Origin of the sequence: Azospirillum lipoferum (assembly GCF_024170005.1) — a bacterium.
Lineage (GTDB): Bacteria > Pseudomonadota > Alphaproteobacteria > Azospirillales > Azospirillaceae > Azospirillum > Azospirillum lipoferum.
The window spans coordinates 219131-233242 of the sequence record NZ_JALJXJ010000003.1; the positions used below are offsets into that span (position 1 = coordinate 219131).

The 14112-nt window shown below is 67.7% G+C and carries 15 protein-coding genes; 11 read left to right on the forward strand and 4 right to left on the reverse strand.

Annotation, left to right across the window (positions count from 1 at the left end; genetic code table 11):
• Window positions 1-89: 89 nt before the first annotated feature.
• The 4 genes from J2848_RS08410 (at window position 90) to J2848_RS08425 (ending at window position 2944) form a co-directional block, all read left to right on the forward strand.
• Window positions 90-473, forward strand: a complete 384-nt coding sequence (locus J2848_RS08410; protein WP_149229445.1) for a winged helix-turn-helix domain-containing protein — start codon at window positions 90-92, stop codon at window positions 471-473.
• 286 nt (window positions 474-759) lie between these two features.
• Window positions 760-1338: a YgjV family protein gene (locus J2848_RS08415; RefSeq protein ID WP_149229444.1), complete on the forward strand. Its 579-nt coding sequence runs from the start codon at window positions 760-762 to the stop codon at window positions 1336-1338.
• A gap of 157 nt (window positions 1339-1495) precedes the next feature.
• Window positions 1496-2074: a YqaA family protein gene (locus J2848_RS08420; protein WP_085090362.1), complete on the forward strand. Its 579-nt coding sequence runs from the start codon at window positions 1496-1498 to the stop codon at window positions 2072-2074.
• A gap of 33 nt (window positions 2075-2107) precedes the next feature.
• On the forward strand, window positions 2108-2944 hold the full coding sequence (locus J2848_RS08425) for a TrmH family RNA methyltransferase (protein WP_149229443.1): 837 nt from the start codon (window positions 2108-2110) through the stop codon (window positions 2942-2944).
• 8 nt (window positions 2945-2952) lie between these two features.
• On the opposite strand, the gene J2848_RS08430 is transcribed toward J2848_RS08425, so the two are convergent.
• On the reverse strand, window positions 2953-3414 hold the full coding sequence (locus J2848_RS08430) for a hypothetical protein (RefSeq protein ID WP_149229442.1): 462 nt from the start codon (window positions 3412-3414) through the stop codon (window positions 2953-2955).
• A gap of 166 nt (window positions 3415-3580) precedes the next feature.
• Here J2848_RS08430 and msrA point away from each other — a divergent pair, with 166 nt between their 5' ends.
• The 5 genes from msrA to J2848_RS08455 all read left to right on the forward strand — a co-directional run bounded on the left by msrA (window position 3581) and on the right by J2848_RS08455 (window position 8127).
• A complete protein-coding gene (gene msrA / locus J2848_RS08435) occupies window positions 3581-4222 on the forward strand; it encodes a peptide-methionine (S)-S-oxide reductase MsrA (RefSeq protein ID WP_149230410.1) in 642 nt (213 codons plus the stop codon).
• Window positions 4223-4375: 153 nt separating this feature from the next.
• Entirely contained in the window at window positions 4376-4909 is a 534-nt protein-coding gene (locus tag J2848_RS08440; RefSeq protein ID WP_149229441.1) for a PAS domain-containing protein, read from the forward strand.
• Window positions 4906-6816 (forward strand): DNA translocase FtsK, encoded by a 1911-nt coding sequence (locus J2848_RS08445; RefSeq protein ID WP_149229440.1) that lies wholly within the window; start codon window positions 4906-4908, stop codon window positions 6814-6816. Before J2848_RS08440 ends, J2848_RS08445 begins: the two co-directional genes overlap by 4 nt.
• 199 nt (window positions 6817-7015) lie before the next feature.
• Window positions 7016-7516, forward strand: coding sequence for a DinB family protein (locus tag J2848_RS08450; protein ID WP_149229439.1), 501 nt, complete (start codon window positions 7016-7018; stop codon window positions 7514-7516).
• Entirely contained in the window at window positions 7513-8127 is a 615-nt protein-coding gene (locus J2848_RS08455) for a pyridoxamine 5'-phosphate oxidase family protein (protein WP_149229438.1), read from the forward strand. The genes J2848_RS08450 and J2848_RS08455 overlap by 4 nt, the downstream gene beginning before the upstream one ends.
• Here J2848_RS08455 and J2848_RS08460 read toward each other — a convergent pair.
• From J2848_RS08460 to J2848_RS08470, 3 genes are all read right to left on the reverse strand, one after another.
• Entirely contained in the window at window positions 8121-10109 is a 1989-nt protein-coding gene (locus J2848_RS08460; protein WP_246193615.1) for a sensor histidine kinase, read from the reverse strand. The genes J2848_RS08455 and J2848_RS08460 overlap by 7 nt on opposite strands.
• 217 nt (window positions 10110-10326) lie before the next feature.
• Entirely contained in the window at window positions 10327-12357 is a 2031-nt protein-coding gene (locus tag J2848_RS08465; protein WP_246193613.1) for a sensor histidine kinase, read from the reverse strand.
• A gap of 182 nt (window positions 12358-12539) precedes the next feature.
• Entirely contained in the window at window positions 12540-13283 is a 744-nt protein-coding gene (locus J2848_RS08470; RefSeq protein ID WP_149229435.1) for an MgtC/SapB family protein, read from the reverse strand.
• 255 nt (window positions 13284-13538) lie between these two features.
• Here J2848_RS08470 and J2848_RS08475 point away from each other — a divergent pair, with 255 nt between their 5' ends.
• Both J2848_RS08475 and J2848_RS08480 read left to right on the forward strand, forming a co-directional pair.
• The gene (locus tag J2848_RS08475) at window positions 13539-13733 is read left to right on the forward strand and encodes a periplasmic nitrate reductase, NapE protein (RefSeq protein ID WP_149229434.1); all 195 of its coding nucleotides are present in this window, start codon (window positions 13539-13541) and stop codon (window positions 13731-13733) included.
• A 25-nt stretch (window positions 13734-13758) separates the two neighbouring features.
• The gene (locus tag J2848_RS08480; protein WP_149229433.1) at window positions 13759-14025 is read left to right on the forward strand and encodes a chaperone NapD; all 267 of its coding nucleotides are present in this window, start codon (window positions 13759-13761) and stop codon (window positions 14023-14025) included.
• Window positions 14026-14112 lie beyond the last annotated feature (87 nt).

Sequence of the window (14112 nt, forward strand, 5' to 3'; positions counted from 1 at the left end):
CTTCCCCAATTGACCCACTTGCCGCTTGAACCGGCAGGGCGCCCCCCACATGGTTGTTCCTATCCCTTTCGGATTCGCATCGGAACACCATGCCTGCCGACCTTCGTGTCCGTTTCCTGCACCCGTCGGGCGCCATCGGCCCCGGCAAGATCGCCCTGCTGGAGGCCATTGACCGCACCGGCTCGATCTCCGCCGCCGCGCGGTCGCTGGACATGACCTTCCGCCGCGCCTGGTTCCTGGTGGAGACGATGAACACCGCTTTCCGCGAGCCGGTGATCCGCACCAGCGTCGGTGGGCGGGAGGGTGGCGGCGCCGGCCTGACCCCGTTGGGTCAGGAGGTGGTCGCCCGCTACCGTCAGACGCAGGAAGAGGCGCGCAAGGTCGCCGAACCGCATCTGCGCTGGCTGGACGAGATGCTGAAGGAGGAAGACGCCGGGGAGAAACAGGCCGGGATGGAAACGCCGGCCAGCTGAGTCCAGCCTATTTATTGCTCAAGTGACCGGCATCGCTGCCGCAGGTCGCCGTCAGAACTTGCCAAAGCACTGACGTCCGTTTTTTCTTCCATGCGCCCGGTGCAGCCCAGGGCGACCGGAAGCCCGATGGTGCGGTGCGGCGAGCCGCCTTACATATGGCTCTGTTGCAGCTCGGCGCCAGCGTGACCGAACGGCAACAACACATCCTCCGAACTTCCCCGGCATCCGGACGGGCCGCAGCCGCGGCGCCGCACCGCTATGCCTTTGCCCGAGCCGATCCCCCGCCATGCTGTCCCTTCCCCTGCCCATCACGGCCGCCGACGCCTTCGGTGCGGCCGCCTTCGCCGGTTCGTGCCTGTGGCCGCTGATGAAGAAGCGCCGCGCCCTGCTGGCTGGGCAGGCCGCCACCAACCTGATGTTCATCACCCACTATGTGCTGCTGGGCGCGCACACCGCAGCCGCACTCTGCCTGCTGGTGGTGGCGCAGGCGCTGGCGGCATTGCCGGAAGGGCGCAGCCGCTGGCAGACGGCGATCTTCGCAGCGACGGTGCCGGGCATCGCCGCCATCGCGCTGTTCACCTGGTCCGGCCTGCCGTCGGCGCTGTCCAGCCTGGGCATCACCTTCTCCACGCTGGCCCGCTGGCAGTCGGACGCGGTGCGCATGCGCGTACTCTTGCTGGTGGCCGGCGGTTTCTGGGTCAGCCACAACATGTTGGTGATGTCGCCCTTCGCCATGGCGTCGGACGCCTTCTGCGCCGTCGCCAACCTGTTGCGCCTGCGCGGCGAACTGCGCAAGGGTAAGGTTCCGGCAGCGCTGCCCGCTGCCAATGCCAATGCTCTGCCCTCTGGCGCTGCCGCCGCCTGAAACGGCTCTGCCGGCCCTATTGACCGAAACGGGCTAACGCCTCCGGACGGGCTCCCCCTGTCCGGAGGCGATCGAATTGGGCACTGGCGCACCGGCACCGTCGCGCCTAAAAGATGCCTCGTGCATCGCAACGGCAGCGACGAAGGACCGCCCATTCATGCTGAAGCGCCTTTACGACTGGACCATGGCCAAGGCCGCGTCGAAGGATTCGACCGCTTGGCTGGCCGGGGTGTCCTTCGCCGAAAGCTCCTTCTTCCCGCTGCCGCCGGACCTGCTGCTGGTGCCGATGGTCATCGCCAACCGCAAGGCGGCGTGGAAGCTGGCGACGATCTGCACGCTGGCCTCGGTGGTCGGCGGCATCGCCGGCTACATGATCGGCTATTTCCTGTACGAGACGATCGGCCGCTGGGTGATCGAGTTCTATCACCTGACCGACAAGTTCGAGCAGTTGCGCCACACCTTCGTCGAATACGGGGCGGAGATCCTGATCATCAAGGGCATGACGCCCATCCCCTACAAGCTGCTGACCATCACCGCCGGCGTGGCGCACCTGCCGCTGTGGGTGTTCATCGGCGCCTCGATCATCTCGCGGTCGATCCGCTTCTATCTGGTGGCGGCACTGCTGTATTTCTTCGGTCCGCCGATCCGCGCCTTCATCGAAAAGCGGCTGACGCTCGTCACCAGCGTGTTCGCGGTGGCGCTGATCGGCGGCTTCCTGGTGGTGAAGCTGCTGTAAGCCGCCACCTCCTTCCAGACAGACAGGACCTCCATGCCTCCGCGCGGGCGCCCGCCCCATCCCAGCCGCGCCCGCTCCCGGACCGCCGCCCCCGCCACCTCATCCGCCCCGGAACCCACAGAATCGCGCAAGCTGTTCCGCGTCGCCGGGCTGGCCGCCGTCTCCGCCCTGTTCGCCCATGAGCCGGAGCGGGTGGAGCGCCTGTTCTTCGAAGAGCGGCTGAAGCCGGCGGTGGGCGCCTACTGCAAGGCGATGGCGGGGGCCCGCAAGCCCTACCGCATGGTGGAAGCCGACGAGTTGGCCAAGGTCGCCGGCACTGTGCTGCATGGCGGGGTGGTGGCGCTGATGGCGCCGCGGACGCTGCCGCTGTTCGACACCGAGGTCGCGCGCCGGGCGGCAGAGCCGCTGCTGATCCTGGACGGCGTCGGCAACCCGCACAATCTGGGCGCCATCCTGCGTACCGCCGCCTTCTTCGGCCTGCCCCGCGTCCTGGTCTCCGACCATCCCGGCCAAGCCCTGCCGTCGGAGGCCGCCTATCGTGTGGCCGAGGGCGGGTTCGAATGGGTGGCGCTGGAGCGCGCCCCCGCCCTGCCGGCCGTGCTGAAGCGGCTGCGCGCCAGCCACCGGGTGTTCGGCACGGCGCTGGACCAGAGCCGGCCGACGGTCGATGCCGGCGCGCTGACGGGATGGCGCGGCAAGCAAGGTGCCAAGCCGCCGGCGGTCGTGCTGGGCAACGAGGAGGACGGCATCCCGCCGGCCACGCTGGCGGCCTGCGAGGCGGTGCTGACCATCCCCGGCAGCGGGCGCGTCCAGTCGCTGAACGTCGCTGCCACCGCCGCCATCCTCATCCACGCCCTGGCCGCTGGGTAAGGCTGCCTTCAGCCGAGCGCCGCGATCAGCACCACCGCCACCAGGGCGACGGACGCCAGCGGCAGCAGTTCCACGCCATTGCGCGTCCAGCTGGGCGCGGCGCCATGGTGGCCGCCGGCATGACTATTCGCGATGTCATCGGCCCAGCCATGACGCGAGGGCACCGCGCCAGGGGCCGACACCGCCGGGGCGGCCGGGCTCGCCATGTCGACGACGCCATCGCCGCGGCGATAGTCGCCGGTCTGCCGCGCGAGCGCGGGATTCGGACGGCCCTGCATCAGGCGGGAATCGTCCAGTTCGACCTCGACCCCAGCGGCTTCCACCCGCTCGATCACCGCGGCGGTTTCCTCCGGCGTCATGGTGTCGACGGGCAACACGCCGCCCAGCGCCTCGGCGCTCAGCCGGTTGCCGTTGCGGCGGCCATGGTCGATCAGGGACTGGATCAGGCGCTCGTCGGTGGTGCTGGCCATGAAGGCTCTCCTTTTTAAAGTTCCCAGCAGGTCACAAGCTCAAACGCGCGGAGCCGCCCGAAGGTTCACCGGCGCCTCGACTCCCCCTGTGCCATCTTGCCGCGGCCCGGCCGCCACCCGACATAAGAGGTCCCTCCAACGGATCGTCATGATGGGAGACCCGACCATGCTGGGGCATTTTCTGCGCAAGCCGGCGACGCTGCCGACGCCGGAGGAGGCGCTGCCCGGCCGCAGCCAACCCGTTCCGGTTCCCGACCAGCACCATGTCAACGGCCATCGCCTGACCGGCCCCTATCCGCCGGGGCTGGAGGTCATCGACCTCGGGCTCGGCTGCTTCTGGGGGGCGGAGCGCAAGTTCTGGCAGGTTCCCGGCGTCTGGGTGACCGCCGTCGGCTATCAGGGCGGCCATACCCCGAACCCGACCTATGAAGAGGTCTGCTCCGGCCGCACCGGCCATACGGAGGCGGTGCGTGTCGTCTACGACCCGGCGATGGTGAAGGTCGAGGATCTGCTGCGCGTCTTCTGGGAATCGCACGACCCGACCCAGGGCATGCGCCAGGGCAACGACGTCGGTACCCAGTACCGCTCCGCCGTCTACACCCACGGCCCCGCCCAGCAGGCGGCGGCGGAGGCGACGCTGGCGGCCTATCAGGAGCGGCTGGCCCAGGCCGGTTATGGCCCGATCACCACCGAGATCCGCGAGGCTCCGCCCTTCTACTTCGCCGAAGGCTATCACCAGCAGTATCTCGCCAAGAATCCCAACGGCTATTGCGGCCTGGGAGGCACCGGCGTGACCTGTGCCGCATGATGAAGTGCCGGTAAACACAGCGGTACGGCCCCCTTGCCGGGCTTGGCCCTTGCGGTTGCGCCACACCGGCCCTTGCGGGTATGGTTCGGGCGGCTCTTGAAAGCTCCGGCGGCGTCATTCCGCGGGAGCGCCGCCCGTCCAGCTGCGATTGTCATGACCAAGGAAAGAACCGAGCTGGCGACGCCGTATCTCAGCGGCCTGCTCGAATTCTGGCTCACCAAATCCGTCGCCGGCCGTCCGCCGGTCCCCAGCAGCATCGCCCCGGCCGATTTGCGGCCGTGGAAGGACAACATCGCCGTCTTCGAGGTGATCGGGGAGGAATCCGGCACCTTCGTCTATTCCTATTACGGCAAGGCGCTGACCGCCGCCTTCGGCCAGTCGCGCCTGGGCGCCACGCTGGACGACCTGCCGCCGGAACAGCGGGCCTTGCTCCAGCCGGAATACGAGACGGTGCGCCGCGAACGGCTGCCCGTCGCCCGTGTCCACACTGCCGTCTTCGGCGGGCGCACCCGCAGCTTCGAACGGCTGGTTCTGCCGATGTCCAGCGACGGGGTCAGCATCGACAAGCTGCTGGTCGCCGCCTACGAGATGACGCCGCGCGAACTGGCGGCGCGTCCACCGCTGTCAGGCGGCCATTCCTCCGGTCCAGTCCCCCTCACCGTTCAGAAGCCCGGAGCCTCGGCATGAGCCCGCGTATGCCGCATCTTGCCGCCCCGCCCACCCAGGCGGGCGTGGTGACCGCCGACGAGTTCAATCTGTGGTGCGCACTGAACGGCCGCCCGTTCAATCTCGTCCCCAACCCGCGCCCCGACGGCCGCGTGATGTGGGATGTCGAGGTTCTGCCCGGCACGCCGCGTGCCGGCACCGTCTATTCCACCAACCTGTCGGACGAGGCGCTGGCGGTGGTCGCCGGCTTCGCCTTCCTGTCGGGCGTCGAATGGGCCTATGAGGCGCGCGACCCGGCGGAGACCGAAGCACCCGCCGCTCCGTGCGAGGCCGCCCCGGCGCCTGAAGCCGCAGCACCCGCCGCCGCCCCGGCCGTGCCCTGCGCCCCGGCCGCCCCGGTGGAGTATCCCGCGGTCTATTCGCTGCCGACCGTCTCGCTGCTGCAGACCCCGCCGCCGCGCCCGGTGCAGCAGCATGACGAGTCGGTGCTGGCCCGCAACGCGCGGATGCTGGAAACCGTCCTGAAAAACTTCCGCGTCCGCGGCGAGATCATGGACGTCCGGCCCGGCCCGGTGGTGACGCTGTACGAGTTCGAGCCGGCACCCGGCACCAAGTCGGCCACCGTCATCAACCTGACTGACGACATCGCCCGCTCGATGAGCGTGGTCACCGCCCGCATCGCCATCGTCCCCGGCCGCAGCGTCATCGGCGTCGAGCTGCCGAACCCGGTGCGCGAGATGGTCTACCTGCGCGAAAGTTTCGACCACGACGCCTTCCGCAACACCACGGCGCAGCTCGCCATCGCGCTCGGCAAGGACATCAGCGGCGAGCCGGTGGTGGCCGACCTTGCCCGCATGCCGCACCTGCTGGTCGCCGGCACCACAGGGTCGGGCAAGTCGGTGGCGATCAACACGATGATCCTGTCGCTGCTCTACCGGCTGCCGCCGGAGCGCTGCCGCTTCATCATGGTCGATCCCAAGATGCTGGAGCTGTCGGTCTATGACGGCATCCCGCACCTGCTGACCCCCGTCGTCACCGACCCGAAGAAGGCCGTGGTCGCGCTGCGCTGGGCGGTGCGCGAGATGGAAAGCCGCTACGAGGCGATGTCCAAGCTGGGCGTCCGCAACATCGAGGGCTACAACGCCCGCATGGCGGAGATGATCGCCGCCGGCGAGAAGATGCCGCGCCGCACTCCGGCGCCGGGCGAGCCGGAGAACGTCTTCGACCTGACGCCGCAGGAACCGACGCCGCTGCCCTACATCGTGGTCATCGTCGACGAGATGGCCGACCTGATGCTGGTCGCCGGCAAGGAGATCGAGGCGGCGATCCAGCGTCTGGCCCAGATGGCGCGTGCTGCCGGCATCCACCTGATCATGGCGACGCAGCGCCCGTCGGTCGACGTCATCACCGGCACCATCAAGGCCAACTTCCCGACCCGCATCAGCTTCCAGGTCACCAGCAAGATCGACAGCCGAACCATCCTCGGCGAAGCCGGGGCGGAGCAGCTGCTGGGGCAGGGCGACATGCTGTACATGCAGGGCGGCGGCCGCATCACCCGCGTCCACGGCCCCTTCGTCTCCGATTCGGAGGTCGAGGAGATCGTCCAGTATGTGAAGGCCCAGGGCGCTCCCAACTACGTCACCGCCATCACCGAGGAGGAGGAGGAAGCCGCCGCGGTGGAGGACGAGGAGGGTGGTTCGGCTGCGACCGGCGACGACCTCTACATGCAGGCCGTCAACCTCGTGGTGCGCGAGGGCAAGGTGTCGGTCAGCTTCATCCAGCGCCAGCTCCAGATCGGTTACAACCGCGCCGCCCGGCTGGTGGAGAGGATGGAAACCGAGCGCGTGGTCGGCCCCGCCAACCATCAGGGCAAGCGCGAAGTCCTGCTCTCCCCGTCCGGCCTGTCGGCGAAGCGCGCGGGGGTTTGATCGTTCCTCCATAGGATCCCCTCTCCCTCCCCGGGGAGAGGGTTAGGGTGAGGGGGAGCCGCTGCGTGGCTTACAAGAAGTGCGACGCCTCAGCCCTCCCGATAAATCCAATCCATGCATCCCCCTCACCCCGTCCTCTCCCCGAGGGGAGAGGGCGGCAGGCGCCTGATACGGGAGAGGGCAAGCAAGAGGCTCCCCAATGGACCCCAAGCCGCATTTCGAGACCCTCGCCCGCTACAACCGTTGGGCCAACCGCCGTCTTTACGAGGTCGCGTCGCAGCTGTCCGATGCGCAGTACCGGGAGGACCGTGGCGCTTTCTTCGGCTCGATCCGCGGCACGCTGAACCACATCCTGGTCGCCGACCGGGTCTGGCTGGAACGGATCGAAGGGACCGGGCCGAAGCCCTCGTCGCTCGACGAAATCCTCCACGACGATTTCGCCGGCCTGCGTGCCGCCCGCGAGGCGGAGGACGAGCGCATCCTGCGCGTCCTGGTAGCCACGCCGACGGAGCGGTTCCAGTCGGTGCTCTCCTATCGCAGCATGGCCGGCACGCCGCACGAGCTGCCCTTCACCCAGGTCGTCACCCATATTTTCAACCACCAGACCCACCATCGCGGGCAGGCGCACACGCTGCTGAGCCAGTTCGGGCTGGACGCGCCGTCGATCGACTTCGTCTATTTCCTGCTGGAGCCGAAGTGAGCCGCCCCATCACCGATTTCGCCGCCCTGGAAGCCCTCTATGGCGAGCCGGCGCCTCCCTCCATCGCCAAGGAGGTGCCGGCGCTGACGCCCGGCTACCGCGCGCTGATCGAGGCCTCGCCCTTCTTCGTTCTCGCCACCAGCGGGCCGGGCGGGCTGGACGCCTCGCCGCGCGGCGACGGCCCCGGCTTCGTCCGGGTTGCTGACGACCGCACCCTGCTGATCCCCGACCGCCGCGGCAACAATCGGATCGACAGCCTGCGCAACATCCTGGCCGACCCGCGGGTCGGGCTGCTGTTCCTGGTGCCGGGGCTGAACGAGACGCTACGGGTCAACGGCCACGCCGCGATCGACGCCGACCCGGCGCTGTGCGAGAGCTTCGCCGTCGACGGCAAGGCACCGAAGTCGGTGCTGGTCGTCACCATCGAGACGGTGTTCTTCCAGTGCGCCCGCGCCCTGCTGCGCTCCCGCCTGTGGGACCCGGCGGCGCAGATCGAGCGCCGCGGCCTTCCGTCGGCGGGGGCCTTGCTGGCGGAGGCCAGCGCCGGGCGCGAGGGTGGCGACGCCTATGACCGGTCGCTGGCCGAGCGGATCCCGAAGACGCTCTATTGAACCGATAGGGGAGCCGTCCTCGACGGGACGGCGGCATTGTCGCTCGCCGGTTCCCCGACCGCAGGCAGCCGGATGGTGAAGGAAGACCCGGCCCCGAGCGTGCTTTCCACCGCCAGCGTGCCGCCATGGGCGGCGGCGATCCGCTGCGTCATGTACAGCCCCAGGCCGGATCCCTTGGTTCCGCGCGAGGACGAGGCACGGAAATAGATCGAGCCGATCCGCTCCACCTCTTCCGGGCTCATGCCATGCCCCTGGTCGGCAACACAGATGACAAGGTCGCGCCCGGCCATTTCCGCCGTTACCCTCACCACCGTGTGTGGCGGCGAATAGCGCAGCGCATTGCGCACGAGATTGGCGACCGCCACCCCGAGGAAGGACGGATCGACCCGCACCAACCGGTCGGTCGGCTCGACCGTCACCGTCAGTCTCGTCTCGTTCTCCGCCCCGGCCAGCCCGTCCAGCGCCTCGTCCAGCAGGAGGTCGAGCGGTACGATCTCCGGCTTCAGCGCCAGCGCCCCCTGGTCCAGCGCATCCGCAGACAGGAAAAGCTCCACGAGATCGGACATGCGCCGCGTGGTCTCGATGATGCGGCGCACGCGGGTTTGCATCGACGGCGCCCGCACCTCGCCCGACAGCTCGATCATCTGGGCAGCTCCCTGGATAGCGGCCAGCGGGGTGCGGAACTCGTGCGACAGCATGGCGACGAAAGTGCGCTGTTCCTCCGCCCGCTTGGTGGCGAAGGCCGATTCCTCCTGCGCCCGCACCCGCTCCCGTTGCAGGCCGCGGATGCGCAGAGCCAGACCGGACCCCAGGCACAGCACCGTACCCAGCACGGCGATCTGGTAGGGATCGGCGAACAGCAGATCGACCGGCAGGGTTCCACGCACCGTGAATTGGGTCAGGGTGTTGCCGGCTATCGCGATCAACCCGCTGGCGGCGTAATAGCGGGTGCTGGCATCGGCGCGATTCCTGACAGCCTGCATGATCGACAGAACGGCCCCGGCCAGGGTCCCCACTGTGGCGACCAGCAGCACAATTGGATTGGTGATCGAATAGGTCCAGGAGACCGTGGTGGGGAGCGACAGCAGCGCCATCCAACGGATGCCGACATAGATCCGGTGCAGACGCGGATGGCGGCCCCTCAGGTCGAGGATGCGGTCCCACATCGACGCCCCTGCGGCGACCCCGAGAAAGGCGCTGCTGCCGACCACCAGATTCTGCAGCCATCCGGGCATATCGGGCAGCAGGATCGACGCGACCCCGCCCGAAAACAGGTAGAAGGCGAAGACACTCGCCACATAGCCGGTGAAGGCCAGCAGAGCCCCGTCGCGCAGAAGAAACCCCAGCGACACATAACCCACGATCAGGATCGCCAGCACACCGAAGAACAGGCCCTGAAACAGCAGGTTCGTCACCTGGAAGCCGGCATAGGCCGGGACGGCGTAGACCGCCGCCCGCATGGTGATGGAACTGACCGACTCGATGCGAAGATAAAGGGAAACCGGCCTGCCCTCCGGCAGGGTCAGCTGCGCGGTGTGCAGCCGGGATTTCATCGGCCTCTGGCTGAAGGGAACGAAATCGCCCATGTGGATGATGCTGTAGCCGGCCGCATCACCGGACATATCACCCGACATGGTCCGATCGGGAACATAAAGATCGAGATGATCGATATAGGCTTCGCCCAGTTCCATGATCCAGTCGGCCGGTGCGCCGGGCTCACGCAGCAGATCGAACCTGTACCAATGGATGTCGGGCGTCTGGCCCGCCCCGCGGAAGACCATCTGCGGTTCGAACCGTCCCTGCGCATTGGCCCGCAGCACATCACCAAAACCGAGCACATGATCCCGGTCGATCAGCCGGGCGAAATGTCCGGCGAGCGATGCCCGGTCTGTCGATGCTGTCAACCGCAGGGAATCGGCCGCCTGGATCACGGCAGGGTCCTTGGTCTGCGACCATGCGGCCGTCGGCAGACCGAACGTCACAAGCCACAGGATCAGGCCGAAAAGCCGGACGTACCGGAATGCCGGAGCAAGCGGACCTGTTTCCACGATCACATACGGCATCCATCGCTTGCCAGCCCGGTCGACGATCGCCCCCTCCCTTCGACAGACGCGGAATCACGCACAAAAGTGATACGCCCAAAGGATATAGGATTGCAAACGACGCCGCGGACGCAATGCGAAGCGGTATCAGGAGCGGTCAGGGGATAAGGGAATGACCGCTTTCCGACGGCCCGTCCGTCACAGGCAACAGGATGGTGAAGACGGAGCCCTGGTCGCGCACGCTCTCCACCGACAGGGTTCCGCCATGGGCGGCGACGATCTTCTGCGTCATGTACAGCCCCAACCCCGACCCCTTGGTCCCGCGCGAGGACGAGGCGCGGAAATAGATCGAGCCGATGCGCTCCACCTCCTCCGCACTCATGCCGCGGCCCTGGTCGGCGACGCGGATGACGATGCGGTTTCCGTCTTCGCCCGCGGTCACCCGGACCGGCGTGTCCAGCGGCGAGTAGCGCAGCGCGTTCTGCACCAGATTGCCGATGGCGACCCCCAGGAACGGCGCGTCGACCAGCAGCGGACGGTCGGGGATTTCGATGGACAGATCCAGGCGTTCCTCCGCCTCCGTCCCTTCCAGCCCGCCCAGAACCTCGTCCATCAGCTGCCCCAGCGCCACAGGCTCCGGCTTCAGGGCCAGCGCCCCCTGGTCCAGAGCATCGGCGGACAGGAAAAGCTCCACCAGCTCCGCCATCTTGTGGGTTGTGCTGCGGATGCGTTGCAGGCGGGCCAGCGCCGACGGCGCCTCCACCGTGCCCGACAGTTCGATCATCTGAACGGCACTGTCGATGGAGGCCAGCGGGGTGCGGAACTCATGTGACAGCATGGCGACGAAGCTGCGCTGCTCCTCGGCCCGCTTGGTCGCGAAGGCCGATTCCTCACGGGCACGCAGCCGCTCCGACTGCAGCTTGCCGATGCGCAGGGCCAGACCGGTGCCCAGCACGAGCACCGCCAGCATCGAGGAGATCTGATAGGGGTCGGCGACCGCGAAGTCGGCCGGCAGAACGCCGCGCAGCGACATCTGCGTCAGCAGCAGCCCGACGAGCGAAATCAGCGTGCTGGCCAGATAGAAGCGCGGCGTCGGGTCGCCGGGGTTTGCCCAGCTCATCCGCGCCGTCAGCACCAGGGCGATCACCACGACGACCAGCGCCGACACCGTCACGATCGGGTTGGTCAGGGTGTAGAGCGGCGAGACCGTTGACGGCAGCATCAGCAGGGCCAGCAGCGCCAGACCCTGGTAACAGCGGCGCAGCCAAGGCGCCCGGGTCTTGAGGTCGAGGATGTAGACCCACATGGTGAGAGCCGCGGCAAAGCCCAGGAAACCGCTGCTGCCCACCATCATGTTCATGAACCAGCCCGGCAGGTCCGGCAGCAGGACGGCGGCGATGCCGTTGGCGAACAGGTAATAACAGAAGACCGTGGCGACATACCCGGTGTAGGCCAGCAGCGCCCCGTCGCGCAGAAGCAGACCCAGGGCGACATAGCCCAGCGTCAGTATGCCCAGCACCCCCAGGAACAGGCCCTGAAACAGCAGATCGGTGGTCTGATGACCGATATAGGCAGCCGGCGCCCACATCCGCGCCGACAGGCGGATGGCGCTGACCGAATCGACGCGCAGGTAGAGCGATACCGGTTTCCCTTCGGGCAGGGTCAGCGGCAGGGCATGCAGCCGGGTTTGCATCGGCCGCTGGCTGAAGGGGACGAAGTCGCCCAGCCGGACCAGTCGGTAGGCGGCGGGATCCTGAGGCCGGCCCGCCGCTCCGGCGGCTGCGCCGATCGCTTTCGGGATGAACAGGTCGAGATGGTCGATATAGGCCTCGCCCATCTCCAGCAGCCAGTCCGCCGGGGCTCCGGGCGCGCGCAGCAGGTCGAAGCGGTACCAATGGATGTCGCGGGTCTGGCCGGCACCCCGGAAATCCTCGCGCGGCTCCATCTGTCCGTCGGCGTCGGCCTTCAGGATGGTGGCAAAGTCGAGCTTGCGGTCGGGATCGACCAGCCGGGCAAAATGGCCGGCCAGAGTGGCGCTGGTGGTGGTGGGGCCCAGTTGCAGCGGTTCGGCATCCGAAACCGCCGCGATCGCGTTGTCCGCGGCATTGCCGGCAAACGGCAGAAGAAGTGCCGACAGCAGTGCGATCAGCCCCGCCATCCGGCGAAAAAGGACAAAGGGCGAAGCCATGGAGCCCGCATTGCGCCTGCCACAGCCGTTATGCCGGGGCGGCGGGAAGCCAATCCAGCCCCACCACTCCCCGCGATTATTCGCGTCCTTCATCATCGCAAGTGATCGATAAAGATAAAGTTTTAGGAAAAGATTAAGCTGGTATGCATTTCGTCCTCCTACCCATCCTTGATGCGCTCACCTCAGATGCGTGAGGGAGACAGCTTGAACTCCACCACCGCGTCAGTCGAGGCAAGGGCGGTGACCAGCGCCATCGGATCGGGATCGCCCTTGCCCTGGAGCACCAGCTGGCATTCGAACTGGCCGCTGCCGTTGGCGAGGTGGAAGGCCCAGTCGACCACCTCGAATCCATGCTTCTTGGCCTGCATCCGCAATTCCTCCGGTGGCGGCGCCTTGTCGCGCGGAAATACCAGCGTCAGGTGGACCACCGACTGGTGGGGCAGCAGGCGTTCGACCGGCCTCAGCATGCTCATCACCAGGATGGTCAGCAGCGCCGCGGCGATGGCAACCGCATAGAAACCGAGCCCGATGGTGATGCCGATGGCCGAAGTTGCCCAGATCGAGGCGGCGGTGGACAGGCCGCGGATCGACAGCCCCTCGCGCATGATGACCCCGGCGCCGAGGAAGCCGATGCCGGTGACGATGCCCTGGATCACCCGCGTCGGATCGCCGGTCAAGGCGACCCCATGCGCCCCCCCCTGCGTCCCGATGCCGCCATACCACATCGAAGGATAGGCGTTGACCACCGTCAGCGCGGCCGATGCCAGGCAGACCAGCCCGTAGGTCCGCATCCCGGCCGCCCGCCCATGGTAGCTGCGCTCGTATCCCAGCAGCAGCCCGACCGCCAAAGCCCCCAGAAGATGCAGAAGAATCAACCCGTTGGTCGCCAGTTCGGCCGGCGACCAGTAGGAGCGCAGCAAGTCCATGACCCATCCCATTCCTAACCGGGGGCTTCCTGTGAAGACCTGTGCGGCAGTCTAGCGCAGCCGGAGCCGCAGCGCCTGCGCGGCGAAGACACCATTCCGTCACAGGCCACAAACCGTCCCTCTTGACCTGCGTCAATTCCAGTCCGCCTGAAAGTATCGATACTAAGGACCGAAAACCGGCACCTAAGGATCACCCTAAAGGGCTGAAATCCGGGGCCGGCTCAAACCATTCCCGCTCCGACCGAGAGTGCCGCCATGAGGCCCATCACCTCCCCCGTCCTGTCCCATCCGTCCGACCGGAAGGCGACCGACTCAGCACCGGCCCCGACCCGCCGGGCCGAAGGGCTGATGTTCCTGTCGCTGGCAGTCCTGGTCTGGCCGGTGATCGCCGTCGGCACCGTCGCCGCCTACGGCTTCTCGATCTGGATGTACCAGCTCCTCACCCACTGAGCCCGACGCTCCCCCGAGGACCGACATGCCCCGCGCCCCCGAAGTCCACATCTCCAGTCTCGTCATCCAGCACAGCCCCGACCGCACCGACGCGGTGCGCGAGGCGGCGGCCTCCGTCGCCGGGCTGGACTGGTGCACGGCGGAGAACGGCAAGGCGGTGGTGACCCTGGTCACCGCCAGCGCGGCCGAAGTCGTCGACCGCATCGCCGTGCTGAACGCCATTCCCGGCGTCCACACCACCACCATGGTCTACCACCATTACGAACCCGCGGACGCGATCGACGCAGCCTGACGCCTTTTCATCACCCGTCCCATCGCCTGTTCAGGCGCGCCGCATCCGCCCTTTCCCGACCGGATTTCCTCCAAGACTGGAGTTCCC

What these genes read in the sequence shown, in the direction of transcription:
- J2848_RS08410 (WP_149229445.1), top strand. Translation starts at nt 90, where the DNA reads ATGCCTGCCGACCTTCGTGTCCGTTTCCTGCACCCGTCGGGCGCCATC.
- J2848_RS08415 (WP_149229444.1), top strand. Translation starts at nt 760, where the DNA reads ATGCTGTCCCTTCCCCTGCCCATCACGGCCGCCGACGCCTTCGGTGCG.
- J2848_RS08420 (WP_085090362.1), top strand. Translation starts at nt 1,496, where the DNA reads ATGCTGAAGCGCCTTTACGACTGGACCATGGCCAAGGCCGCGTCGAAG.
- J2848_RS08425 (WP_149229443.1), top strand. Translation starts at nt 2,108, where the DNA reads ATGCCTCCGCGCGGGCGCCCGCCCCATCCCAGCCGCGCCCGCTCCCGG.
- J2848_RS08430 (WP_149229442.1), bottom strand. Translation starts at nt 3,414, where the DNA reads ATGGCCAGCACCACCGACGAGCGCCTGATCCAGTCCCTGATCGACCAT.
- msrA (WP_149230410.1), top strand. Translation starts at nt 3,581, where the DNA reads ATGCTGGGGCATTTTCTGCGCAAGCCGGCGACGCTGCCGACGCCGGAG.
- J2848_RS08440 (WP_149229441.1), top strand. Translation starts at nt 4,376, where the DNA reads ATGACCAAGGAAAGAACCGAGCTGGCGACGCCGTATCTCAGCGGCCTG.
- J2848_RS08445 (WP_149229440.1), top strand. Translation starts at nt 4,906, where the DNA reads ATGAGCCCGCGTATGCCGCATCTTGCCGCCCCGCCCACCCAGGCGGGC.
- J2848_RS08450 (WP_149229439.1), top strand. Translation starts at nt 7,016, where the DNA reads ATGGACCCCAAGCCGCATTTCGAGACCCTCGCCCGCTACAACCGTTGG.
- J2848_RS08465 (WP_246193613.1), bottom strand. Translation starts at nt 12,357, where the DNA reads ATGGCTTCGCCCTTTGTCCTTTTTCGCCGGATGGCGGGGCTGATCGCA.
- J2848_RS08470 (WP_149229435.1), bottom strand. Translation starts at nt 13,283, where the DNA reads ATGGACTTGCTGCGCTCCTACTGGTCGCCGGCCGAACTGGCGACCAAC.
- J2848_RS08475 (WP_149229434.1), top strand. Translation starts at nt 13,539, where the DNA reads ATGAGGCCCATCACCTCCCCCGTCCTGTCCCATCCGTCCGACCGGAAG.
- J2848_RS08480 (WP_149229433.1), top strand. Translation starts at nt 13,759, where the DNA reads ATGCCCCGCGCCCCCGAAGTCCACATCTCCAGTCTCGTCATCCAGCAC.